This is a genomic window from Umezawaea sp. Da 62-37 (assembly GCF_032460545.1).
GTDB lineage: Bacteria > Actinomycetota > Actinomycetes > Mycobacteriales > Pseudonocardiaceae > Umezawaea.
In genome coordinates this window covers 5,879,518-5,902,030 of sequence record NZ_CP135965.1, presented here as the reverse complement: position 1 = coordinate 5,902,030, position 22,513 = coordinate 5,879,518, and the positions used below count along the sequence as shown (strand labels likewise).

Here is a 22,513-nt window from a genome sequence, read left to right as displayed (position 1 = left end):
GTACCGGTTGTCATATGCGTGGACAGTCCAGGACTGGAGGTGTGCCGTGACCGCTATCGACGAGCTGCTGCGCCGCAACGACGAACTCGGCAACGTGGTGCCGGGCGACCGCTCCACACCCAGGCCTTCCATGCAGGTGGCGATCCTCACCTGCATGGACTCGCGCATCAGGGTGTTCGAGATCTTCGGTTTGAAGCAGGGTGAGGCCCACGTGCTGCGCAACGCGGGCGGTGTCGTCACCGACGACATGATCCGTTCGCTGGCGCTGTCCCAGCGGAAGCTGGGGACGCGGGAGGTCCTGCTGGTCCACCACACCAACTGCGGGCTGGAACTGGTGACCGAGGACGGCTTCAAGGACGAACTGGAGACGGACTCGGGGATGCGGCCGACGTGGGCCGTGGAGGCCTTCCGCGAGGTGAAGGACAGCGTGCGCGGGTCGATGAACCGGCTTCGGCACAGTGCCTTCCTTCCGCACAAGGACCAGGTGCGGGGGTTCGTCTACGACGTTCGATCGGGGATCCTGACCGAGGTCGTGTGAGGGTGGCCGGGGACGGCCTCGACCGGTTGTCGGGGCTGTCGCCGCAGGTCGGACGGTTGTTCGGCGGAACTGTCGTACCCCGCTCGTAGGCTGTGGATCGGGGGGCCGCCCGATCGGGGACCCCTGACCGGTCCTGCGCTGGTGGGCTCGGGGTCCATCCTGGACGCATGGACGACGTGGTCAGGCCCGGTCGCGGGCACCTCTGGTGGGCGGGACTCGTCGCGGTGCTGACCGGGGTCCAGTACGTGGTGCTGGAAGCGGTCGCGGCGTCGGCGTGGGTGGATCCGCCGTACCGCTACGCGTTCAACTACATCAGCGACCTCGGTGTGCCCGGACCGCGGTCGGACACGGGCGCAAGGGTGCTGAACTCGCCGTTGGCGGCGGTGATGAACACGGCGTTCGTGGTTCAGGGCGTCGGGCTGCTGCTGGTGGCGCTGGTGGTCGCGGCGCACCTGCACGGTGTGCGCCGGTACCTGCTCACGGCGTTCGCGGTCTGCCACGCCGTCGGCAACGTGCTGGTCGCCGTCTTCCACAGCACCTCCCCCGGCGGGTACCACGTGGTCGGCGCGGTGCTGGCGATCGTGGGCGGCAACCTCCTCACCCTCGCGGCGAGCACCAGGAGGTGGCTCGTCGTCCTGCCGGTGCTCGGACTGGTGAGCGCCCTGCTGATCGGTCGGGTCGGCGCGGGCGCGCTGGACGGGTTGTGGGAGCGGGGAAGCGTGTACTCGATCACGGTGTGGGAGGTCGTGTTCGGCGCGCTGCTGCTGTGGCGCGGCGGCCGTTGTGTGGACCGGTTGGGCGCCTGGGAGAATCCGACCCGTTATGAGCCTTGATACCGAACTGGTCCTCGAGTGGTTCGCCGAAGAAGCCCGCGACCTGCCTTGGCGGCACGCGGACTGCACGGCGTGGGGCGTGCTGGTCAGCGAGATCATGCTGCAACAGACGCCGGTGGCGCGGGTGGAGCCGATCTGGCGGGAGTGGCTGGCGCGCTGGCCGCTGCCGTCCGACATGGCCGCCGCCACGCAGGGCGAGGTGGTGCGGGCGTGGGGGAAGCTCGGGTACCCGCGGCGGGCGCTGCGGCTGCACGCGGCGGCCGCGGTGATCGCGGCCGAGCACGACGACGTGGTTCCGTCCGATGTGGACACCCTGCTCGGGCTGCCGGGGATCGGGGCGTACACGGCGCGGGCGGTGGCGGCTTTCGCCTACGGGCAAAGCGTTCCGGTGGTCGACACGAACGTGCGGCGGGTGGTCGCGCGCGCGGTGCACGGGGCCGCGGACGCCGGGGCGCCGTCGACGACACGGGACATGGCCGACGTGGCCGCGCTGCTGCCCGAGGAGGACGCGGCCGTCTACTCGGCGGCACTGATGGAGCTCGGGGCGCTGGTCTGCACGGCGCGGGCGCCGCGGTGCGCCGACTGCCCGGTGTACGGCGAGTGCGCGTGGCAGCTCGCCGGACGGCCCGCGTACGCGGGGCCGGTGAAGGTGGCGCAGAAGTTCGCGGGCACCGACCGGCAGGTGCGCGGGCTGCTGCTGGACGTGTTGCGCGGCACCAGCGACGCGGTGCCGAAGGCGAAGCTCGACGTGGTGTGGGCGGACGCCGGTCAGCGCGACCGCTGCCTGCACTCGCTGCTGGTCGACGGGCTGGTCGAGCAGACCACCGGTGGGCTGTTCGCGCTGCCGGGCGAGCACTGATGTCGCAGGCGGTCGTCGTGTTCTTCGACGACGAGGCCGACGCCGCGGTGCGCGGGCTGTGGAAGCGCCTGCGCGACGCAGGCGTGCCACCCGCGGACCAGTACCCGCCGCACCTCTCCTACGCCTCCGCCGGGTCGATCCCGCGCACGGCGCGGGCGGCGCTGCGGGAGGAGCTGGGGCAGCTCTGGCTGCCCGGCATGGCGTTGGAGAACCTGTCGTCGTTCGTGACGAGCGAGAACGTGCTGATGCTGTCCGCCGTCGTGGACAGCGAACTGCTCGCCGTGCACTCCGCGATCCACGACGTGCTGGCGCGCAAGGTGAAGAACCCCAACGCCTACTTCCTGCCCGGCCACTGGGTACCGCACTGCACGCTGGCGGTCGGGCTGACCGACGAGCAGATGGTCACCGGGTTCGGCGCGCTGCACCCGGTGGGCCCGATCCGGGCGAAGGCGGGGCGGGTGTGCGTGGTGGACTCGGTGACCGGTGAGGTGGAGGACCTCACCTGACCAGCACACCGGACAGGAAAGCCTCTACGGCGCCGCGGAACACCCGCGGTGCCTCGTCGTGGATCACGTGGCCGGACTCGGGGACGAGCAGGTGCGTGCCTCCGGTGCGGTGGGCGATCTCGGCCATCTGGCCGGGGCGCATGCCGCCGCGGCCTGCTTCGAGCGCGAGCAGCGGGCAGCGGATGGCGTCGACGAGGTGCCAGTAGTCGCGCACGCCCCATTCGCCCGCGATCTCGTAGAGGTCCTCCATGCGGGCCAGGAGGTGGTAGCCGTCGGCGCGTTCCTCGAAGAACTCCTCGACCCGCGGCACGTCCACCACCGAGCGGACGTGCGCGAGCGAGCGGAACGGCACGGGCCAGGCGTCGAAGTACCACTTCCAGTCGTCGACCGACTTGCCGGTGTTGTCCGGGACGACGTCCTCGACCACGACGGCGCGGACCAGGTCGGGGTGGGTGGCGGCCAGGCCCATGGCGTGCAGGCCGCCCATGGAGTGGCCGATCAGGACGGCCGGGCCGAGGTCCAGTTCCGCGACGGTCCGTGCGGCGTCGGCGATGAAGTCCTCGGTCCGCCACGGCCCGCCGCGGGCCTCGCGGCCGTGGCCGCGGGCGTCGACCGCGACCACCCTGCCGTACCCGGTGAGCCACTGCGCGACCGTCCACCACGTCGTGGCGCGGCTCATCAACCCGTGCATGAGGAGGATGCCCTGACCGGATCCCCCGAACTCGATGGTGCCCATGCGTGCATCATTGCGGCATGCCAATCAGCCCCAAGGCACGCCCGTACCTGCTGATCGTCATCGTCGCGCTCGTGATCGCGGGCGTGGTGGTGGCGCGGCTGCCAGGAGGAACGGCCCGGACCACGGGGTCGGCGGCGCCGGAGGCGAGCGCGGCGTCCGCGCCGGGGGTGGGCGGCGCCGGGGCCGGTGACGCGTACTACCCGGAGGACGGCAACACCGGGTACGACGTGGAGCAGTACGACGTGGCGATCACCTACGACCCGGTGACGAAAGTGCTGGACGGCAAGGCCACGATCAGCGCGAAGGCGACCGAGGAGCTCAGCCGGTTCAACCTCGACCTGCACAAGCTGACCGTCAGCGGGGTGCTGGTCGGCGACCAGGCCGCGACGTTCGCGCAGGAGGGCGACCACGAGCTGGTCGTCACGCCCGCCGCGCACCTGCCGAAGGACCGGCCGTTCACGGTGGTGGTGACCTACGGTGGCGAGCCGCAGGCGTTCGAGGACAAGGCGCTCGGCACGAGCGGCTGGCAGATCTCCGCGTCCGGCGGGGCGTTCGCAGCGGGCGAGCCGCACTCCGCGACGGCCTGGTTCCCGGCCAACGACACCCCCCGCGACAAGGCCAGGTTCAAGGTCGCCGCGCGGGTGCCGAACGGCTGGTCGGTGATCTCCAACGGCCGCGAGGACGGCTCGTCGACCGCGGACGGGTGGACCACGTTCACGTGGACCGAGGACACCCCGCTGGCGACGTACCTGGCGACCGTGGCCATCGACAAGTGGAAGTTCGAGCGGTCGCAGCTGCCCGACGGGACGAAGGTCGTGGACGCGTACGCGCCCGGCGCCGAGGGCAAGAAGAACGAGCAGAAGCGGCTGCCGGAGATCCTCGCGTTCCTGTCGGAGAAGTTCGGCCCCTACCCGTTCGACGAGGCGGGCGGCATCTACCTGTCCGACGACATCGGGTTCTCGCTGGAGACCCAGACCAGGCCGATCTACGCGCAGTGGGCCGACCTGGAGACCGTGGTGCACGAGAACGCGCACCAGTGGTTCGGCGACTCGGTGTCGCTGGAGAGCTGGGCCGACATCTGCCTGAACGAGTGCTTCGCGAGCTACTCGCAGTGGCTGTGGGCCGAGGCCAAGGAGGGCGTGAACCTCGACGACCGCTACCGCGCGGAGGTCGAGAGGCGCAAGGAGAGCACGCAGTACTGGGAGCGCAAGCTCTACGACATGGGGCGCGGCAACGAGTTCCGCGGCGTGTACGACAAGGGCATCCTGGCGCTGCACGCGCTGCGCAGGCAGATCGGCGACCAGGCGTTCGACCAGGTGCTCAAGGGGTGGGCCTCGGCGCACAAGGGCGGCAACGCGACGTGGCCGGAGTTCGAGCAGCACGTGGAGAAGGTGTCCGGGCAGAACCTCGAGGGGTTCTTCGCGGCGTGGTTCCGGGGTGACCGACGCCCCTCGGACGAGTACCTGATGCCGGGCACGTTGCGCCGATAAGCTGGAAACCATGGCAGTCGTGAAGATCAACGCGATCAAGGTCCCCGAGGGCGCGGGCCCCGAGCTGGAGAAGCGGTTCGCCGCCCGACTGGGAACGGTGGACCAGTCCCCCGGTTTCCTGGGCTTCGAGCTGCTCCGCCCCGTCCAGGGTGACGACCGGTACTTCGTCTACACCCGCTGGGAGACCGACGAGGACTTCGAGAACTGGAAGAACGGCGGTGCCCGCGAGGCCCACGCCGGTGAGCGCGCCAAGCCGGTCGCGAGCGGTGCCGACCTGCTCGAGTTCGAGGTCGTGCTCAGCTCCACGCCCAAAAAGGATGCTTGACCGGGCAGCCGAGCTGCTCGCCCGCGCCGACGCGGTCCTCATCTGCGCCGGCGCGGGCATGGGCGTGGACTCCGGCCTGCCGGACTTCCGCGGTGACCGCGGTTTCTGGCAGGCCTACCCGCCGTACGAACGGCTCGGCCTGAGCTTCGCGGAGCTGGCCGACCCGGTGCACTTCGCCGACGACCCCGCGCTGGCGTGGGGTTTCTACGGGCACCGGCTGCACCTGTACCGCGACACCGCGCCGCACGCCGGTTTCCCGCTGCTGCGCACGTGGGGCGCCGAGCAGCGGGTGTTCACGTCCAATGTGGACGGTCAGTTCCAGGTGGCCGGGTTCCCGCACGTCGCCGAGGTGCACGGTTCGATCCACCACCTCCAGTGCGTGGAGCCGTGCACGGACGACGTCTGGGCCGCGGACGACCTCGTCGTCACCGTCGACCCGTCGACGATGCGCGCCGAGGACCCGTTGCCCCGCTGCCGGAACTGCGGTGGGCTGGCACGGCCGAACATCCTGATGTTCGGCGACTACGACTGGATCGGCACGCGCAGCCAGACCGCGTTGGACGAGCTGACCGCGTGGCGGCGCGGTCTGCGCGACCGTTCGCTGGTGGTCGTCGAGATCGGCGCGGGCAACGCCGTCCCGACCGTCCGGCGGCAGGCGGAACTGGCCAGCGCGGCCAGCGGCGCGCTGATCCGGATCAACCCGCGCGAGTCCGACGTCCGGCATGGACGGGGGATCGCGCTGGCCATGGGGGCCGAGGAGGCCCTCACCGAGTTGGCACGACGAACTGGGTGACCACGGCCCGGTGGTCCGTCCCGCCGATGGCGATCACGCCGTAGGTGTCCACCGGGCAGCGGTTGTCCACCAGCACGTGGTCGATGGTCACCGGCGGCGGCCAGAGCTTCCCGGACGGCCACGTCGGCTCCAGGCCCGCCCCCACCTCGTCCGCCGCGTCCACGTACCCGTTGCCCAGCAGCCTGCGCAGGCCCACGTGGTCCAGGGTCGCGTTGAAGTCCCCCGCCAGCACCCGCGGCGCTCCCCCGAGGTCCCGGTTGGGCAGCCCGGCGAGTTCCCGCTGCCACGCCTCCGGTCCGGCCGTCAGGACCGGCGGCATCGTGTGCACGGCGACGACCTCGATGTCGCGGTCGCCGGGCAGGTCGACCAGCGCGCCCGGCTGCCGCATGCTGCCGGGTGACGTCAGCGTCTTGGCGGTCAGCCCGTACCGGGAGGCGATGCCGGACCCCGCGGGCCCCGGCCGCGGCTCGAAGACCTGGCTGGGCAGCATGTTCCGCAGGCCCGCCCGGTCCAGTTCGGCCACGGCCTCCGGGGTCAGCTCCTGGAGGGTGAGGACGTCGACCTGGTTCGCCCGGACGGCGGCGACCACGTCCGCGGCGTCCGCTTGGCCCAGCAGCATGTTCACCGACATCACCCGCACCTCGGTGCCCACGCCGTTGGGTCGCGAGTCCGGGAAGGCCCTGGGGGCCACCGCGGCGACCAGGACGATCGCCACCAGCAGCACCAGCGTGCCCGCGGCCCACCGGCGCAGCAGCAGGGCGACGCAGCCCAGCAGCACCCCCGCCGCGGCCGTGTAGGGCGTCAGGGCGGTCACCGCGACCATGTAGCGGTTGCCGTCGATGCCCAGCAGGCGCAGGCCCGCGGCCACCAGGAAGGCCGCGGCCAGCAGGACCAGGAAGGCCGACAGCGGCCCACCGCCCACCCGCCGTCGTCTCGCCACTTCGGTGTCGGCCACGGGGCCAGTCTGCCCGAAGTGGGGCGGCGCACGGCCGAGTTGGGGAGACGCGCAGGTCAGGGCCCGCGGCCGTTCGCGGCGGGATCGGTGGACGGGGGTCCCCCGGAAATCGAGGCCCCGAGAAGAACGCCACCGACGAAAACGCTCCACCAGCAGGCGGTTCGACGCGACCCACCGCCCCCGCGACACAAAGCGCCCCTGGTCCGGGGACCAGGGGCGCTTCGCGGTACTGCCGGCGGTTACTCGCCGACTGCCTCGGCTTCACCGGCGGACTCGCCGCCACCGGAGGCCGACAGCTCGACCGGCGGGGAGTCCGGGACGCGGCCCGGCTTGGCTTCGCCGCGGAAGGTGAAGTGCGCCTTGTCGTCGGGCGTGCCTTCGCCGTCCCAGCCCTCGACGTCGGTGAGGATGATCTGGCCCGGCTGGATCTCGCCGAACAGGATCTTCTCCGACAGGGCGTCCTCGATCTCCCGCTGGATCGTGCGACGCAGCGGGCGGGCGCCGAGCACGGGGTCGAAGCCACGGGTGGCCAGGAGCATCTTGGCCCTGTCCGTGAGCTCGATCGCCATGTCCTTGCTCTTCAACTGCGCCTCGACGCGGTTGATCATCAAGTCCACCATCTCGATGATCTGTTCCTGCGTGAGCTGGTGGAAGACGATGATGTCGTCGATGCGGTTGAGGAACTCCGGCCTGAAGTGCTTCTTCAGCTCGTCGTTGACCTTGTTCTTCATGCGCTCGTAGTTCGACGCGCCGTCCTGGCCCGTGGTGAAGCCCAGCCCCACGGCCTTGGAGATGTCCGACGTGCCCAGGTTGGACGTGAAGATGATGACGGTGTTCTTAAAGTCCACCGTCCGGCCCTGACCGTCGGTCAGGCGGCCGTCCTCCAGCACCTGGAGCAGCGTGTTGTAGATCTCCTGGTGCGCCTTCTCGATCTCGTCGAACAGCACCACGGAGAATGGCTTGCGGCGCACCTTCTCGGTGAGCTGGCCGCCCTCTTCGTAGCCGACGTAGCCGGGAGGGGCACCGAACAGCCGCGACGCGGTGTAGCGGTCGTGGAACTCACCCATGTCGATCTGGATGAGCGCGTCCTCTTCACCGAACAGGAACTGCGCGAGCGCCTTGGACAGCTCCGTCTTGCCGACACCGGAGGGGCCGGCGAAGATGAACGAGCCCGACGGGCGCTTCGGGTCCTTCAGACCCGCACGTGTGCGGCGGATCGCCTTGGACACGGCCTTGACCGCGTCGACCTGGCCGATGATCCGCTTGTGCAGCTCGTCTTCCATGCGGAGCAGACGGGTCGTCTCCTCCTCGGTGAGCTTGAAGACGGGGATGCCGGTCCAGTTCGCCAGCACTTCGGCGATCTGCTCGTCATCGACCTCGGCGACGACGTCGAGGTCACCGTCCTTCCACTGCTTCTCGCGCTCGGCCTTCTGCCCGAGCAGGGTCTTCTCGGCGTCCCGCAGCTTCGCGGCGCGCTCGAAGTCCTGCGCGTCGATGGCCGACTCCTTGTCCCTGCGGACGTCGGCGATCTTCTCGTCGAACTCGCGCAGGTCCGGCGGGGCGGTCATCCGGCGGATGCGCATGCGCGCGCCCGCCTCGTCGATGAGGTCGATCGCCTTGTCCGGGAGGAACCGGTCGTTGATGTACCGGTCGGCCAGGGTGGCGGCCGCGACCAGCGCGGAGTCGGTGATCGACACGCGGTGGTGCGACTCGTAGCGGTCGCGCAGACCCTTGAGGATCTCGATCGTGTGCTCCAGCGACGGCTCGCCGACCTGGATCGGCTGGAACCGGCGCTCCAGGGCGGGGTCCTTCTCGACGTACTTGCGGTACTCGTCGAGCGTGGTCGCGCCGATGGTCTGGAGCTCACCGCGGGCCAGCATCGGCTTGAGGATGCTGGCGGCGTCGATCGCGCCCTCGGCGGCACCCGCACCCACGAGGGTGTGGATCTCGTCGATGAACAGGATGATGTCGCCGCGGGTGCGGATCTCCTTGAGGACCTTCTTCAGGCGCTCTTCGAAGTCACCGCGGTAGCGGGAACCGGCGACCAGGGAGCCCAGGTCAAGCGTGTAGAGCTGCTTGTCCTTGAGCGTCTCGGGCACCTCGCCCTTGACGACCATCTGCGCCAGGCCCTCGACGACGGCGGTCTTGCCGACGCCGGGCTCGCCGATGAGCACCGGGTTGTTCTTGGTGCGGCGGGACAGCACCTGCATGACCCGCTCGATCTCCTTGGAGCGCCCGATGACCGGGTCGAGCTTGCCCTCGCGCGCGCTGGCGGTGAGGTTGCGCCCGAACTGGTCGAGCACCAGGGACGACGAGGGAGTGCCCTCGCCGCGGCCGGTGGACTCGGTCGGCTCCTTGTTGGAGTAGCCGGACAGGAGCTGGAGCACCTGCTGGCGCACCCGGTTGAGGTCGGCTCCCAGCTTGACCAGGACCTGCGCCGCGACGCCTTCGCCCTCGCGGATCAGGCCGAGCAGGATGTGCTCGGTGCCGATGTAGTTGTGGCCGAGCTGCAGCGCTTCGCGCAGGGACAGCTCGAGGACTTTTTTCGCTCGTGGGGTGAAGGGGATGTGACCGCTCGGGGCCTGCTGGCCCTGGCCGATGATTTCCTCGACCTGCTGGCGGACACCTTCGAGGGCGATCCCCAACGACTCCAGCGCCTTGGCGGCGACACCTTCACCCTCGTGGATCAACCCCAGGAGGATGTGCTCGGTGCCGATGTAGTTGTGGTTGAGCATCCGGGCCTCTTCTTGGGCCAGGACAACCACCCGCCTCGCGCGGTCGGTGAACCTTTCGAACATTCGCACTCCCTGACTGCTGCGCCGGCGGTCCTCGGGCTCACCACTGGCAGACCGTGGAGAGCGCGGCACCGTGCCGACCACTGTAGTCGGCGGGGCCATCGCTCTCAGTTCCCGTGCGCAGCTGGCCGCCCTCGGGGAACTCTTACACCCTCGTCAACGCACGTTGTGCCAGGCAGATTCCGCCTTGGGGGCTCTGTCCGCTCAGCGCGAACAGCCACCCGTTCGGTGGAGTCATCGGTGACTGGCGTCACTCATCCAGCGCAACCGGGGACGGTCTAGGTAAGGTTAGGCAATCCTCAGCCGTACTCACCAGCGAGGCCCTGCCAATGACGATACCGGCCGAAGTGCGGACGCGACGCGCGTCCACGCCCGTCGCCGAGTCCATCACCAGGGTGTCCACCCGGAGCGACGACGTCGAGGTCCGGTTCGGCCTTCCGGCACAGCGCGGCGACTGGGTGCTCTGCTCGGACGCCCTCGCCGACCCGGCGCTGTTCGACCGCTGGCGCAAGGCCCTCGCCGAGTGGCTGGAGGTCCAGTACGGCGGATCCTCGGACCGCGCCACCGCCGGCTACGTCATGGGCTGGTACCTCGGCGTCCCCGGCCAGCTCGCGGGCCTGCTGTTCCACAGCGCCCGCCGCGTGCCCTCCCTGAGGCCCGCCGACCTCGCGTTCCGCCTGGCGGGCGACCGTCCCCAGGTGGCGGGCATCGCCCTGCTCTCCGACGAGTTCGCCTGCCTCCCCGACGACCCGGCGGGCAACCACCCGGCCGCCACCGTCGTCGCCGACGAGGCCGCGCTGGCCGCGCTGCTGCGCGCCAAGTACGTCGCCCACGCCGCCGACTTCGTCAAGGCCTTCGGCCCCACGGTCCGCCTTGGCCGCCGGATGCTCTGGGCCGCCGCCACCGACGCCCTGGACAAGGGCACCTGGCTGGCGGGCCGGATGTGCGGCGACGAGTCCACCGGCGTCTCCGACGCCGCCATGCTCCTGCCGGAGCGCATCGCCCCGCTCACGTCCGGCTCGACCATGCGCTTCACCGACGGCGAGTGGACCCGGAGCAGGCAGAGCTGCTGCTTCACCTACGTGCTGCCCGGCGCCGAGGAGTGCGACACCTGCCCGCGGGTGTGCCGCTGAGGCGGTGCCTGGTGCCCGAGCGCACGACTCGGGGTGTCTGAACGTTCGACACGGGGTGCCTGAACGTTCGACACGGGGTGCCTGAGCGTTCGACACGGGGTGTCCGGGAGTTCGACTCGCGGGTTAGGTGCGGTGGCGGTTGCCGATGGGGATCACCAGGGGGGTTCCGGAGACGGGGTCGGTGACCACGCGTGCTTCCAGGCCGAACACCTCGAGGAGCACCTCCTCGGTCAGCACCTCGGCGGGTGGGCCCTGCACGACGATCCGGCCGCTCTTCATGGCGATCAGGTGCTCCGCGTAGCGGGCGGCCAGGTTCAGGTCGTGCAGGACCATGATCACCGTTCGGCCCATCTCCGCGTGCAGCCGCTGCACCAGGTCCAGCACGTCGATCTGGTGCGCGAGGTCCAGGTACGTGGTCGGCTCGTCCAGCAGCAGCAGGTCGGTCCCCTGGGCCAGCGCCATCGAGATCCACGCCCGCTGCCGCTGCCCGCCCGACAGCTCCTCGACGGTCCGCCCGGCCAGCTCGTCCATCCCCGTCATCCGCAACGCCTCGGCCACCGCCGCCTCGTCGTCGGACGACCACTGCCGGTACCAGGCCTGGTGCGGCTGCCGTCCCCGCGCGACCAGGTCCGCCACGGTCAGGCCCTCCGGGGCCTGGGGAGCCTGCGGCAGCATCCCCAGCACCTTCGCCACCTCGCGGGTGGGGATCCGATCGATCCTCTTCCCGTCCAGCAGCACGCTGCCGCCCCGCGCGGGCAGCAACCGCCCCAGCGCGCGCAGCAACGTGGACTTCCCGCACCCGTTGGGCCCGATGACCGCGGTGACCGTCCCGCCGACGACGTCCAGGTCCAACCCGTCGACGATCGTGCGATCGCCGTAACCGACCGTGAGATCCGCTGCCTGGAGCCGAACCGTCATACCCGTGCCTCCCGGCGACCTCGAATGAGCAAGTACATGAGGTAGGGCGCGCCCAGCACGGCGGTGATCACGCCGACCGGCATCTCGAACCCACCGAAGGCGGTGCGGGAGATCAGGTCCGACGCGACCACCAGCAGCGCGCCCACCACCGAGGACCCGAGCAGCGGCGGCGTGGCCGTGGCCGCCACGCGCGAGGCGATCTGCGGAGCCGCGAGGGCGACGAAGGCGATCGGCCCCGCGGCGGCGGTGGCGACGGAGGCCAGGCCGATGCCGACGAGCAGCAGCGCGCTGCGGGCCGGGTTCAACCGGACCCCCAGGCCGCGGGCGGTGTCGTCGCCGAACTGGAGCGCTCCGAGCACGTGGGCGCAGACGAAGGCGACGGGCATCAGGACCGCGAGGGCGACGCCGACCGGGACGACGTGCTCCCAGCCGCGGCCGTTGAGGCTGCCGGTGATCCACACCATGGCGCGAGCGGCGTCGTTCACGTCGCCCGCGGTCAGCAGGTACTGGGTGATGTTGCCCGCGATGGCGGCGACGCCGACGCCGACCAGCACCATGCGGAAGCCCTCGATTCCCTTGCGCCACGCCAGCGCGTAGACGAGGAGGCCGAAGAAGAGGCCGCCGCCCAGCGCGGCGACCGGGATGCCGATGTCGGCGACGGGACCGGTCAGCGCGCCCGCGAACGTGATCACGGAGACCGCGCCGACGCTGGCGCCCCAGGTGACGCCGAGGATGTCCGGGCTGGCCAGCGGGTTGCGGGCGATGGACTGGAAGATCGCGCCCGCCAGCGCCAGCGCGGCGCCGACGAACACGGCCGTCAGCGACCTGGGCAGCCGCAGGTCCAGCACGATGAACCGGTGGCTGGTCTGACCGCCGCCGAGCAGGACGTCGAACACCTGGCCGATCGTCAGCGGGAAGTCGCCCCGGCCGATGTTCACCGCCATGACCAGCGCCAGCAGCGCCAGGCCGACCACGACCAGCACCAGCGGCCGCCAGCGCAGCGGCCAGGAGAACGGGCCGACCCGCAGGCCCTTGCGAGCTTCCACGACGGCGACCTCGGGGAGGTCCACGGCGGCGCTCACAGCTTCACCAGCTTCTTGCGCCGCACGAGCGCGATGAAGAACGGGGCGCCGAGCACCGCCATCATGATCCCGACCTCCAGTTCGGCGGGGCGGGCCACGATCCGGCCCAGGACGTCGGCCACCAGGAGCACCGCCGCGCCGAGCAGGCCGGAGTACGGCAGCAGCCAGCGGTGGTCGGGGCCGGTGATCGCGCGGGCCGCGTGCGGGACGACCAGGCCGAGGAAGCCGATCGGGCCGCACGCCGCGACGGCGCCGCCGACCAGCAGCGTGATGGCGGCGATGCCGACGACCCTGGTGCGGGCGATCCGCTGGCCCAGCGCGCGGGCGACGTCCTCGCCGAGCGCCAGCGCGTTCACGCCCGGCGCGTTGGCCAGCGCCAGCACCAGGCCGACGACCAGGAACGGCAGGACCTGCTGGAGCACGCCGAGGTCGCGGCCGGAGACGGCGCCGACCTGCCAGAACCGGAACGCGTCGAGGCTCTGCCGGTCCAGCAGCACGAGGGCGGACACCAGGCCGTGCATCAGCGCGCTCACGGCGGCGCCCGCGAGGGCGAGCGTGACCGGGGTCGCGCCCGCGCGGCCGGACGAGCCGAGGAGGAACACGACGGCGCTGGCGACGAACGCGCCGAGGAAGGCGAACCAGACGTAGGAGGTGAGGCTGGTGACGCCGAGGGTGAAGATCGCGAGGACGACGGCGAACGCGGCGCCCTGCGTGACGCCGAGGATGCCGGGGTCGGCGAGCGGGTTGCGGGTGTGGCCCTGCATGAGGGCGCCGCCGATGCCGAGGGCGATGCCGACCGCGATGCCGAGCAGGGTGCGGGGGACGCGCAGCTCGCGGATGACGACGTCGTCCTCGAGGCCGGTGGGCGCGGTGAGGGCGTGCCACACCCCGTCCAGCGCTATCTCCTTGGAGCCGATCGCGATGCTCGCGACGGCGGCCAGGGCCAGTGCGAGCACCAGCAGGACCAGCCCGACGAGCCGTCGACGGCGCTGTTCGGATGCCAAGTACCGCTCCTCGCCCGCGATTCCACTTCGGTGAGGGCAGCCTAACCGAAGTAGTACGGGTTCCCGCAGGGTCCGGAGCGAGGTGTCGCGCACGGCACGGGCGCGCGGTGTCGGGCCGCCTTTTCCGCGGCACATTTCCTCGAGTTGATCATTGATCCGACTACCGACCGAAGCCGGCCAATCACCCAATTGACGAACGAGAGGCGCCGGAACCGAATCCGACGCCCCTTCGTTGATCTACGTAATTGGGGTGGCACCCCCTTAAACCGCCGGTCAGCCCTGCTGGTGGTAAGCGTCCAGGACCTCGGCCGGGATACGGCCGCGATCGGACACCTTCATGCCCTGCTTGCGGGCCCACTCGCGAATGGCCTGGTTCTGCTCCCTATCCGCCGATGCCGGACGAGCGGCGGTCTTAACCCCGGCGGGACGACCGGGCCCCCTCTTGCGGCCACCGGCGCGACGAGCACTGGTGACGAAGTCCGCGAGAACATCGCGGAGCTTGCCCGCATTGTCCGGAGAAAGGTCGATCTCATAGGCGACGCCGTCCAAGCCGAAGCCGACGGTCTCCTCTGCCCTGGAACCGTCCAGGTCATCGACCAGGGTCACGGTGACCTTCTGCGCCATGCGTATCCTCCTGGACTCGAATGCGCGGTACTGCTACCCCGACCGCGACCGAAAACAATGTCGTTGTGCAGGTTAGCGCATAACTGCGGATATGCACCTGCCAGCGTCTCAGACGTTACTTCATTCAGGTACGGGCGAGCCGCAAACACGATCGCGGCCGGTGAGGGCCACCGCGACCCCTTCCGCCATTCCCACCGCCGTCATGCGGTGGCATTCCGCACCGCCCCGATCGCGGAAAGTCCTGACGGTCCTGCAACCCCTCGACGCCGCCACCCGTGTATGGGTGGCGGCCCGCCACCGGCCCACGGCCCCGCGCTTGTCAGAACGCTTGTGCAGGAACTTCGCCGAACCCGTCCGGGTGATCTGCTCCACGAGCGGTTCGGACAACGACCACATGGTGAGAGCACACTCTCCGTCGTATAACGCTCGGTCTCCGGCGCCCGACGGTGAAGGGTCCCGTCCCCCGCAAGAGCGCCTAATTCGGGTTTCACGCCGAGTTCCGGCGGGTGGAAACGGAAAGTGCTTGCTGTCGGACAGGATCACACGGGACGGGCGGACAGAAAGTGGTGTACGTCTCCCAGTTCCCCGCAGTGCGCGTTTTGCCACTTCAGACTGATGGGGAACCGGGCTCGCACACCCAATCGAGACTGTTTTTCACCCGTGCGCACGGTTACGGAGAACGTCGTGGCTGGTCACGAACTCCGCCGGTCGACCCACTCGCGAACGGCGCAACCGATCGGTTATTCGAACCGGGTGACGACCGGTCTCGGTAAGTTGAACGCGTGACGAGTGCCGATGATCGACCTCACCACGCTGTCCCCGACCATGCCCGCCGGGCGAGTTCGTTCGGAGCTCGGGCATCCGATTACGCGGCCCACCGCCCGGACTACCCGGTGGCCGCCGTGCGCTGGGCGCTCGAACCCGTCCAAGCGGCGGACCGGCTGCGCGTGCTGGATCTCGGGGCGGGCACCGGGAAGCTGACCGGCGTGCTGTGCTCCGAGGGCCACCGGGTCACCGCGGTGGAGCCCGACGAGGCCATGCTCTCCGAGCTGGTCCGGCTGCACGGCGGTGTGCGGGCGCTGCCCGGCACCGCGGAGCGCGTTCCGCTGCCGGACGGCACGATGGACGCCGTCGTCGTCGGGCAGGCGTTCCACTGGTTCGACCAGGAACGGGCGCTGACCGAGATCGCGCGGGTGCTCAAGCCCGGCGGTGTGGTCGCCGCGCTGTGGAACGCCGACGACGTGGACGTGGAGTGGGTCGCCGGGTTCGGCGAGGTGAGCCTGTCGCCCTTGAGCGCCAAGGACTTCGACCTCGCCCACCCGATGCCCGCGCACCCGCTCTACACCGGTTCCGAGCAGATGGCGTTCCCGCATTCCCAGCGCCGCACGGCCGAGTCGCTGGTGGACACCATCAGCACGCACTCCTACATGCTGGTGGCGCCGGACGACGAGCGCGACGAGCTGGTCGGGAAGATGCTGGCCTACCTGAAGTCCCGCCCGGAGACCGCGACCGGCGAGTTCGACCTGCCCATGCGCACCCTGGTGAAGCGCCAGGTCCGCGTCTGACCCACCGGGCGCGGTGGAACGCCGCGGGGGCGCCGTCCAGCGCGCCCCCGCGGCGGTCAGCGCATGTTGCGCTCGAAGACCAGCCGCAGGCCCAGCAGGGTCAGGTCGGGCACGTGGTGCTGGATCGTCGCGGACTCCGACACCACCAGTGGCGCCAAGCCGCCGGTGGCGATCACGGTGACCTCGCCCGGTTCGGTGGCCCCCAGCTCCTCGATGATCCGGGTGACCAGCCCGTCGACCTGGCCGACGAACCCGTAGACGATGCCGGACTGCAGGCACTCCACGGTGTTCTTGCCGATCACCGCGCGCGGCCGGACCAGCTCCACCTTGCTGAGCTGGGCGGCGCGGGCGGCCAGCGCGTCGAGCGAGATCTCGATGCCCGGCGCCAGCGCGCCGCCGAGGAACTCGCCCTTCGCGGAGATCACGTCGAGGTTGGTGGACGTGCCGAAGTCGACCACCACGCAGGCGGTGCTGTGCAGGTGGTGCGCGGCCAGGGTGTTGATCACCCGGTCCGAGCCCACCTCCTTCGGGTTGTCCACGAGCAGCGGCACACCGGTGCGGATGCCGGGCTCCACCACGACCTTCGGCACCTTCGGGTAGTACCGGCCGAGCATCACGCGCAGCTCGCGCAGCACCGCGGGCACGGTGGACAGCGCGGAGATGCCGGTGATCCGGTCGGCGTACTCGCCGAGCAGGCCGCGCATGGTGAGCGCCAGCTCGTCGGCGGTCATCCTGGCGTCGGTGCGCATCCGCCAGTCGCGCACGAGCGTCGCCTGGTCGCCCAGCCCGTCGTACAGGCCGAGCACGATGTTGGTGTTGCCGACGTCGATCGCGAGCAGCACAGGACTTTCCTCAGTTCTCGGCTTGGATCAGGGCGTCGAGCGCGGCGGCGTCCGCCGTCTCGGCCGCGGTGATGGCCCCGCTGCTCAGACCCGAGCCCTCGGGGGCGTGCGCCAGGTCCGCGCCCAGTTCGACGACCTTGTTGTCGGCGTCGACGAAGACGACCTTCGGCTCGTACTTGCGCGCCTCGGCGTCGTCCATGGAGCCATAGGCGATCAGGATGACCAGGTCTCCGGGCTGGACGAGGTGCGCCGCGGCGCCGTTGATACCGATCACGCCGCTGCCGCGCTCGCCCGCGATGACGTAGGTCTCCAGCCGGGCGCCGTTGGTGACGTCGACGATCGCGACCTGCTCGCCCGCCAGCAGGTCGGCGGCCTCCATCAGGTCGAGGTCCACCGTCACCGAGCCGACGTAGTGCAGGTCGGCACGGGTCACGGTGGCCCGGTGGATCTTGGACTTGAGCATGGTGCGGAACATGACGGCCTTCCCCCTCAGTCGTCGCCGTCGCCGAGCAGCACGGCGGCGTTGTCGATCAGACGTGTCGTGCCGACGCGGGCGGCCACCAGCAGCCTGGCGTCGCCCTTCTCCGGTGCCGGACCGAGGTCGGGCGCGCGGAGCTCCAGGTAGTCGAGGTCGATTCCGGGAACGGCGGCCAGCGTGTCCCGCGCGGTCCTCAGCACGGCTTCCGGCCCCTGCGCGCTGACGTGCGCGCCCGCGACCAGCGCGGCGGACAGGGCCACGGCGGTCTGCCGCTGCTCGGCGTCGAGGAACCGGTTGCGCGAGGACAGCGCGAGGCCGTCGTACTCGCGGACGGTCGGCACGCCGACGACGTCGAGCGGGAAGTTCAGCTCCCGCGCCATCCGGTGGATCAGGGTGAGCTGCTGGTAGTCCTTCTCGCCGAACACCGCGTAGGTGGGGCCGACGATGTTGAACAGCTTCGCCACGACCGTGAGCACGCCGTCGAAGTGGCCGGGGCGGGTCGCGCCCTCCAGCTCGGTGCCGAGGACGCCCGGCGACACGGACGCGGTGGCGCCGGAGGGGTACATGTCCTCGGCGCTCGGCGCGAAGACGATGCCGACGCGCTCCTCGCGGCAGATGTCCACATCGGACTCCAGGTTGCGCGGGTAGCGGTCGAGGTCCTCGTTCGGCCCGAACTGCAACGGGTTCACGAAGATCGACACCACGACGACCGTGTTCTGCATGACGTGCGCTTCGCGGATCAGCTTGCGGTGCCCCGCGTGCAGCGCGCCCATCGTGGGCACGAGCGCGATGTTGCGGCCCGCCGCGCGCAGCGCGCGGACGACCCGCGTCACCCGCGCCGGGTCGTGGTGGACGGTCACCCCCGCGGGGCTGTAGTCGGCCTTGGACAGGGGCTTCGTCATTCGTCGTCCTCAAGGGTGGTTCGGACTTCGGTCGCGGCTTCGGGCTTGAGCAGGCCCGCGGCCTGGGCGCGGTCGGCGGTGCGGTGGGCCAGCACCCGGTACGACGGCAGGGTTTCCGGTGCCCGCTCGGCGAGGACGGCCAGGTGCTTGCGGACCGTGCCGACGTCGCCGCGGGACACCGGGCCGGTGAGGGCGCGGTCGCCGTGCCGCAGCGCGTTGTCCAGCGCCGCGGACAGCAGCGGGCCGAGCAGCCGCTCCGGGCCCGCGATCCCGGCCGAGCGCAGCAGGTCCGCGCACTCGGTGACCAGGGTGACCAGGTGGTTCGCGCCGTGCGCGAGCGCGGCGTGGTAGAGCGGGCGGACGTGCTCCGGGATGCGCACCGGGTCCGCCTCCATCTCCACCACGAGCGCCTCGCCGACGCTCCACGCGGCCTCGTCGCCGTCCGCCGCCGTCACGCCGACGCTGGCGGCCGTCATGCGCTGGAGGTCCTCGGCGCGGCCGGTGAACGTCATCACGGGGTGCAGCGCCACGCACAGCGCGCCGATCTCCGCGGCCGGGGTGAGCACGCCGACGCCGTGGGCGCCGCTGGTGTGCACGACGATCTGGCCCGCGCGCAGCGACCCGGTGGCGACGAGACCGCGGACGAGACCGGGCAGCGCGTCGTCGGGGACGGCGAGCAGCAGCAGGTCCGCGGCGGCCGCGACGTCGGGCGGGGCGAGGACCGGGACATCGGGCAGCAGGTCCTCGGCGCGGCGCAGGGAGGCCTGGGAGACGGCGCTCACGCCGACCGTGAGGTGGCCCGCGCGCGCCAGTGCCGCGCCCAGCACCGAACCGACGCGGCCCGCGGAGATGACCCCGACGGCGAGTCTGGCCGGGCGGTTCACGGCGTCGTGTCCGCTCGGGTGGTCGCGCTCATTGCGACTGGCTCCTTCTGGCGTTCCAGTCCCGACCTTTCCGCGGGTACCGGACGACGGCCGCGAGCGTAATCGGGGGGAAATCCGAATGTGTGGTCCGGGTGACCAGCTTCACCCGTGCTGTCCGCCTTCGGCCTTGGCCGCGCCGGGCGCGTCGACGGCGGTCTGGCGGGCGGCCAGCAGCGCCGACAGCAGCACCCGGTGCCGCTGCTCCGCGTCCGCTCCCGCGGTGCCCTGGGACATCCGGTGCCGCAGGAACGCCAGTTCCGTGACCGCGTGCTGGTAGGCGGCGACCGCGCGGGACGCCCGCTCGCCGACCTTGCGGCGCACGATCCGCCGCCAGTTCTTCCGGCCGGGCATGCTCGCCAGCAGCGAGACCTCGCTGGCCGCGATCCACCGGTGCGCCTCCATGTCGGGCAGCTGGGCTGCGACGATGCGCTGCTCGCGGCGGCGCTGCCAGACCACCAGCACGACCATGCCCGCGAAGATCGGCACCATGATCAGGAAGTACAGGTTGATGAACGTCGTGCCGTCGCCGACGGTCGTGGAGAAGTTCCACAGCGAGTGCAGACCGGCCGCGCACAGGTAGCCGACGACCGGCGCGACGACCCGCACGACCCTGTTGCCGCTCAGCGCGGCGATGCCGATCCCGATGCCGGTCAGCGACGTGAACAGCGGGTGCGCGAACGGCGCCAGCACCCCGCGCAGGATGAACAGCCCGACGATGCCGCTGCTCGCGGAGCCGAAGCCGCCCTCGTTGAAGACCCTGGCGAAGTACCAGATGTTCTCGGTGAACGCGAAGCCCGCCGCCGTGACACCGGCGTAGACGATGCCGTCCACCACGCCGTCGAACTCGTTGCGGCGCCTGACGAACAGCACCACCAGGAACGCCGCCTTCGCGGCCTCCTCGGCGATCGGCGCGCCGATGACGGCGGCGAAGTCGGCGCCGAAGCCCTGCTGGATCAGGTCGCCGATCGCCTGCGCCCGCGAGTTGAACGCCAGCGAGCAGATCGTCGCCCCCAGCGCGCCCCAGGCGAACGCCAGCAGCAGGATCTTCGCGGGTTCCGGCTCCCAGCGGTCCACCCACAGGTAGGCCATGAGCACCGGTCCGACCGGCACCAGCGCGGCCAGCATGCCGACCAGGATCGGCAGCAGGCCCGTCGTGCTGGTGCCGAGCGCGAACATCACCAGCCCGGAGCAGGCCAGCGCGATGAGGCCCACGACCGGCAGCAGCACGGTCCAGCGGCGCTGTTCGCGGCGCTTGCGGGCGGTAGGCGGCGTCGGCAGTGCGTCGGCGTCGGTCACGGGGAAACTGTAGGTGCACACCCGACCGGCGGTTGACGCGGAATCGCGGACGGGGCCCGGACGCGCGCGCCCGGACGACTCCGCGCGGGTGACGGCGGCTCCCGGCGGGGTCGGCGGCGACACTGTGGTGGTGGTCGACTGGGAAGCGCGGTGGCGCGAGGCGCTATACGCGGAGGGCGGGTTCTTCGCGCGCGGGGAGCTGCCCGCGCGGCACTTCCGGACGTCGCCGATGGTCGGGCCGGAGCTGGCCGGGGCGCTGCTGGTGCTGCTGGAGCGGGTGGACGCCGCGCTCGGGCGGCCGGAGCGGCTGGACTTCGTGGACATGGGCGCCGGCGGCGGCGAGCTGGCCGCCGACGTGCGGGCGCTGGCCGTCGGGGACCTCGCGCGACGGCTGCGGGTGACGGCGGTGGACGTGGGGCCCGCGCGGGTGGTGCCGGGAGTGACGTGGGTGCGGGAACCGCCTTCGGTGGTCACCGGGTTGCTGGTCGGGCACGAGTGGTTGGACGCGGTGCCGTGCCCGGTCGTCGTGGGGCCCGCGGACGACCCCTGGATGGCCGTGTGGTGGCCGTTGGGGGACGGGGAGCGGGGAGAGGTGGGCGCGCCTCGGGACGCCGCGTGGGCGGACGCCGTGGGGCGGGTGCGGGGCGCGGCGCTGGCCGTGGACTACGGGCATGTGCTGGGCGACCGGGCGGCGGGGAGGTACCGCGAGGGGACGGTGGCCGGGTACCGGGAGGGGCGGCGGGTGGAGGCGGTCTTCGACGGGAGCTGCGACGTGACGGCGCACGTGGCGTTGGACGCCTGCGCGGTGGCGGCGGGGGGTGACTGGGTGCTGGTGTCGCAGAGGGACGCGCTGGGGGCGCTGGGGGTCGTGGCGGAGCCGCCCGGCGGCGACCCGATGGCCTGGCTGGAGACGAGCGCGCGGAACGGGCGGATCGCGGAACTGCGGGCGCGCGGAGGTCTGGGGGACTTCGGCTGGCTGCTGCACGCGACAGCGGGTGTGCGGACGGCCGACCTGCTGCCGCCGCTGCCCGCCTGGCAGCCCTAGCAGGCGTCCTTCGGGGGTTCCTCGATGCAGGCGTTGCCGCTGCTGGGCATGCGGAGGCGGTCGAGGAGGGAGTGCAGCCGCTCGACGTCGGACGGGCTGAGGTCGGCCAGCAGGTCGCGGTCGATGTGGTTCACGATCCGGCTCATGCCCTCCAGGGCCCGGTGGCCGCGGTCGGACATCTCGACGATGTGCCTGCGGCGGTCCTCGGGGTCGCGCTTGCGTTCCGCGAGGCCCGCGTTCTCCAGGTCGTTGAGGATCGCGACGAGGACGCTGGGGTCGACTTCGAGGGCTTCGATGAGCGCCTGCTGGCTGGTCGGGCCGTGGTGGGAGAGGTGGCGGAGAGCGAAACCGTGCCTCGGCGAGAGGCCGAACGCGCCCAGTTCGCGGCGCATCGTCGCGTCCACACCCTTGCCGAGGTGCGTCAGCTTCAGCGCGATGTGCTCGTCGTCCACCTCATGAACCATACCCGGATCCAAATCATTGAAGCAGTTCAACGATCTGCTATGTTCGACGCTATGTTCATCGCAACTCTTGTGCTCAGCGCACTGCTGGCCGTCGTGTTCGTCGGCGCGGGCACGGCGAAGGTCCTCCAGCGCCCGGTGATGGTCGAGGCGGCCGAGGCGCACGGCTTCGGCAAGGACTCGTACCGGGTGATCGGGCTGCTGGAGTACGCGGGCGCCGCGGGGCTCCTGATCGGGCTCTGGTTCGCGCCGCTGGGGATCGCGGCGGGCGTCGGGCTGGTCCTGCTGATGGCGGGCGCCGTGGTCGTGCACGTCCGGTTCAAGGAGAAGGCCGCGGCGACCGCGCCGTCGGTGGTGCTGGCGCTGCTGGCCGCCGTCGCGCTGGCGCTGCGGATCGCCACCGCCTGAAC

General features: G+C 71.2%; 24 protein-coding genes. 11 read left to right on the top strand and 13 right to left on the bottom strand.

The window, feature by feature from the left end; translation table 11 throughout:
• The first annotated feature begins 46 nt into the window (after positions 1-46).
• From RM788_RS27130 to RM788_RS27115, 4 genes are all read left to right on the top strand, one after another.
• Positions 47-538, top strand: coding sequence for a beta-class carbonic anhydrase (locus RM788_RS27130; protein ID WP_315920249.1), 492 nt, complete (start codon positions 47-49; stop codon positions 536-538).
• A gap of 167 nt (positions 539-705) precedes the next feature.
• Complete coding sequence (locus RM788_RS27125) at positions 706-1,371, top strand: DUF998 domain-containing protein (protein WP_315920248.1); 666 nt, start codon at positions 706-708, stop codon at positions 1,369-1,371.
• Positions 1,361-2,230, top strand: coding sequence for an HhH-GPD family protein (locus tag RM788_RS27120; RefSeq protein WP_315920247.1), 870 nt, complete (start codon positions 1,361-1,363; stop codon positions 2,228-2,230). Before RM788_RS27125 ends, RM788_RS27120 begins: the two co-directional genes overlap by 11 nt.
• Entirely contained in the window at positions 2,230-2,736 is a 507-nt protein-coding gene (locus RM788_RS27115) for a 2'-5' RNA ligase family protein (protein WP_315920246.1), read from the top strand. Before RM788_RS27120 ends, RM788_RS27115 begins: the two co-directional genes overlap by 1 nt.
• Here RM788_RS27115 and RM788_RS27110 read toward each other — a convergent pair.
• Positions 2,729-3,472: an alpha/beta fold hydrolase gene (locus RM788_RS27110; protein ID WP_315920245.1), complete on the bottom strand. Its 744-nt coding sequence runs from the start codon at positions 3,470-3,472 to the stop codon at positions 2,729-2,731. The genes RM788_RS27115 and RM788_RS27110 overlap by 8 nt on opposite strands.
• Before the next feature lie 17 nt (positions 3,473-3,489).
• Here RM788_RS27110 and RM788_RS27105 point away from each other — a divergent pair, with 17 nt between their 5' ends.
• The 3 genes from RM788_RS27105 to RM788_RS27095 are packed head-to-tail and all read left to right on the top strand — an operon-like array spanning position 3,490 to position 6,080.
• Positions 3,490-4,962: a M1 family metallopeptidase gene (locus tag RM788_RS27105; RefSeq protein WP_315920244.1), complete on the top strand. Its 1,473-nt coding sequence runs from the start codon at positions 3,490-3,492 to the stop codon at positions 4,960-4,962.
• A gap of 10 nt (positions 4,963-4,972) precedes the next feature.
• Positions 4,973-5,287, top strand: a complete 315-nt coding sequence (locus RM788_RS27100) for an antibiotic biosynthesis monooxygenase family protein (protein WP_315934586.1) — start codon at positions 4,973-4,975, stop codon at positions 5,285-5,287.
• Entirely contained in the window at positions 5,280-6,080 is an 801-nt protein-coding gene (locus tag RM788_RS27095) for an SIR2 family NAD-dependent protein deacylase (RefSeq protein WP_315934585.1), read from the top strand. Before RM788_RS27100 ends, RM788_RS27095 begins: the two co-directional genes overlap by 8 nt.
• Here RM788_RS27095 and RM788_RS27090 read toward each other — a convergent pair.
• Together RM788_RS27090 and RM788_RS27085 are read right to left on the bottom strand one after the other, a co-directional pair.
• Entirely contained in the window at positions 6,052-7,035 is a 984-nt protein-coding gene (locus tag RM788_RS27090; RefSeq protein ID WP_315934584.1) for an endonuclease/exonuclease/phosphatase family protein, read from the bottom strand. The two genes, RM788_RS27095 and RM788_RS27090, sit on opposite strands and share 29 nt — an antisense overlap.
• Positions 7,036-7,274: 239 nt before the next feature.
• Positions 7,275-9,833 carry an ATP-dependent Clp protease ATP-binding subunit gene (locus RM788_RS27085; protein WP_315934583.1) on the bottom strand — a complete coding sequence of 853 codons (2,559 nt, stop codon included), beginning with the start codon at positions 9,831-9,833 and terminating at the stop codon, positions 7,275-7,277.
• A gap of 326 nt (positions 9,834-10,159) precedes the next feature.
• Between RM788_RS27085 and RM788_RS27080 the strand changes: the two genes are divergently transcribed.
• Positions 10,160-10,963, top strand: a complete 804-nt coding sequence (locus RM788_RS27080; protein ID WP_315934582.1) for a (2Fe-2S)-binding protein — start codon at positions 10,160-10,162, stop codon at positions 10,961-10,963.
• 123 nt (positions 10,964-11,086) lie between these two features.
• Here the strand turns inward: RM788_RS27080 and RM788_RS27075 are convergent, their stop codons facing one another.
• The 4 genes from RM788_RS27075 to RM788_RS27060 form a co-directional block, all read right to left on the bottom strand.
• Positions 11,087-11,881, bottom strand: coding sequence for an ABC transporter ATP-binding protein (locus tag RM788_RS27075; RefSeq protein ID WP_315934581.1), 795 nt, complete (start codon positions 11,879-11,881; stop codon positions 11,087-11,089).
• A complete protein-coding gene (locus RM788_RS27070) occupies positions 11,878-12,963 on the bottom strand; it encodes a FecCD family ABC transporter permease (protein WP_315934580.1) in 1,086 nt (361 codons plus the stop codon). Before RM788_RS27070 ends, RM788_RS27075 begins: the two co-directional genes overlap by 4 nt.
• Positions 12,960-13,967, bottom strand: a complete 1,008-nt coding sequence (locus RM788_RS27065) for a FecCD family ABC transporter permease (RefSeq protein WP_315934579.1) — start codon at positions 13,965-13,967, stop codon at positions 12,960-12,962. Before RM788_RS27065 ends, RM788_RS27070 begins: the two co-directional genes overlap by 4 nt.
• 273 nt (positions 13,968-14,240) lie before the next feature.
• A complete protein-coding gene (locus RM788_RS27060; protein ID WP_106185320.1) occupies positions 14,241-14,591 on the bottom strand; it encodes a histone-like nucleoid-structuring protein Lsr2 in 351 nt (116 codons plus the stop codon).
• 893 nt (positions 14,592-15,484) lie between these two features.
• Between RM788_RS27060 and RM788_RS27055 the strand changes: the two genes are divergently transcribed.
• A complete protein-coding gene (locus RM788_RS27055; RefSeq protein WP_315934578.1) occupies positions 15,485-16,156 on the top strand; it encodes a class I SAM-dependent methyltransferase in 672 nt (223 codons plus the stop codon).
• Positions 16,157-16,212: 56 nt separating this feature from the next.
• Here the strand turns inward: RM788_RS27055 and RM788_RS27050 are convergent, their stop codons facing one another.
• The 5 genes from RM788_RS27050 to RM788_RS27030 form a co-directional block, all read right to left on the bottom strand.
• On the bottom strand, positions 16,213-16,998 hold the full coding sequence (locus RM788_RS27050) for a type III pantothenate kinase (RefSeq protein ID WP_315934577.1): 786 nt from the start codon (positions 16,996-16,998) through the stop codon (positions 16,213-16,215).
• A gap of 10 nt (positions 16,999-17,008) precedes the next feature.
• Positions 17,009-17,473, bottom strand: a complete 465-nt coding sequence (gene panD / locus RM788_RS27045) for an aspartate 1-decarboxylase (protein WP_315934576.1) — start codon at positions 17,471-17,473, stop codon at positions 17,009-17,011.
• A 14-nt stretch (positions 17,474-17,487) separates the two neighbouring features.
• On the bottom strand, positions 17,488-18,378 hold the full coding sequence (panC, locus tag RM788_RS27040; RefSeq protein ID WP_315934575.1) for a pantoate--beta-alanine ligase: 891 nt from the start codon (positions 18,376-18,378) through the stop codon (positions 17,488-17,490).
• Positions 18,375-19,262, bottom strand: coding sequence for a Rossmann-like and DUF2520 domain-containing protein (locus tag RM788_RS27035; protein ID WP_315934574.1), 888 nt, complete (start codon positions 19,260-19,262; stop codon positions 18,375-18,377). The genes panC and RM788_RS27035 overlap by 4 nt, the downstream gene beginning before the upstream one ends.
• Before the next feature lie 141 nt (positions 19,263-19,403).
• Positions 19,404-20,528 carry a PrsW family intramembrane metalloprotease gene (locus tag RM788_RS27030; RefSeq protein WP_315934775.1) on the bottom strand — a complete coding sequence of 375 codons (1,125 nt, stop codon included), beginning with the start codon at positions 20,526-20,528 and terminating at the stop codon, positions 19,404-19,406.
• An 82-nt stretch (positions 20,529-20,610) separates the two neighbouring features.
• Here RM788_RS27030 and RM788_RS27025 point away from each other — a divergent pair, with 82 nt between their 5' ends.
• A complete protein-coding gene (locus RM788_RS27025) occupies positions 20,611-21,642 on the top strand; it encodes a class I SAM-dependent methyltransferase (RefSeq protein ID WP_315934573.1) in 1,032 nt (343 codons plus the stop codon).
• On the opposite strand, the gene RM788_RS27020 is transcribed toward RM788_RS27025, so the two are convergent.
• Entirely contained in the window at positions 21,639-22,094 is a 456-nt protein-coding gene (locus tag RM788_RS27020) for a MarR family winged helix-turn-helix transcriptional regulator (RefSeq protein ID WP_315934572.1), read from the bottom strand. The genes RM788_RS27025 and RM788_RS27020 overlap by 4 nt on opposite strands.
• Positions 22,095-22,157: 63 nt before the next feature.
• Here RM788_RS27020 and RM788_RS27015 point away from each other — a divergent pair, with 63 nt between their 5' ends.
• Positions 22,158-22,511: a DoxX family protein gene (locus RM788_RS27015; protein ID WP_315934571.1), complete on the top strand. Its 354-nt coding sequence runs from the start codon at positions 22,158-22,160 to the stop codon at positions 22,509-22,511.
• Positions 22,512-22,513 lie beyond the last annotated feature (2 nt).

Bases quoted from the DNA above. Each gene is read 5' to 3' on its own strand.
- RM788_RS27125 (WP_315920248.1), top strand. From the start codon at position 706: ATGGACGACGTGGTCAGGCCCGGTCGCGGGCACCTCTGGTGGGCGGGA.
- RM788_RS27120 (WP_315920247.1), top strand. From the start codon at position 1,361: ATGAGCCTTGATACCGAACTGGTCCTCGAGTGGTTCGCCGAAGAAGCC.
- RM788_RS27115 (WP_315920246.1), top strand. From the start codon at position 2,230: ATGTCGCAGGCGGTCGTCGTGTTCTTCGACGACGAGGCCGACGCCGCG.
- RM788_RS27110 (WP_315920245.1), bottom strand. From the start codon at position 3,472: ATGGGCACCATCGAGTTCGGGGGATCCGGTCAGGGCATCCTCCTCATG.
- RM788_RS27105 (WP_315920244.1), top strand. From the start codon at position 3,490: ATGCCAATCAGCCCCAAGGCACGCCCGTACCTGCTGATCGTCATCGTC.
- RM788_RS27100 (WP_315934586.1), top strand. From the start codon at position 4,973: ATGGCAGTCGTGAAGATCAACGCGATCAAGGTCCCCGAGGGCGCGGGC.
- RM788_RS27095 (WP_315934585.1), top strand. From the start codon at position 5,280: ATGCTTGACCGGGCAGCCGAGCTGCTCGCCCGCGCCGACGCGGTCCTC.
- RM788_RS27085 (WP_315934583.1), bottom strand. From the start codon at position 9,833: ATGTTCGAAAGGTTCACCGACCGCGCGAGGCGGGTGGTTGTCCTGGCC.
- RM788_RS27080 (WP_315934582.1), top strand. From the start codon at position 10,160: ATGACGATACCGGCCGAAGTGCGGACGCGACGCGCGTCCACGCCCGTC.
- RM788_RS27075 (WP_315934581.1), bottom strand. From the start codon at position 11,881: ATGACGGTTCGGCTCCAGGCAGCGGATCTCACGGTCGGTTACGGCGAT.
- RM788_RS27060 (WP_106185320.1), bottom strand. From the start codon at position 14,591: ATGGCGCAGAAGGTCACCGTGACCCTGGTCGATGACCTGGACGGTTCC.
- panD (WP_315934576.1), bottom strand. From the start codon at position 17,473: ATGTTCCGCACCATGCTCAAGTCCAAGATCCACCGGGCCACCGTGACC.
- panC (WP_315934575.1), bottom strand. From the start codon at position 18,378: ATGACGAAGCCCCTGTCCAAGGCCGACTACAGCCCCGCGGGGGTGACC.
- RM788_RS27015 (WP_315934571.1), top strand. From the start codon at position 22,158: ATGTTCATCGCAACTCTTGTGCTCAGCGCACTGCTGGCCGTCGTGTTC.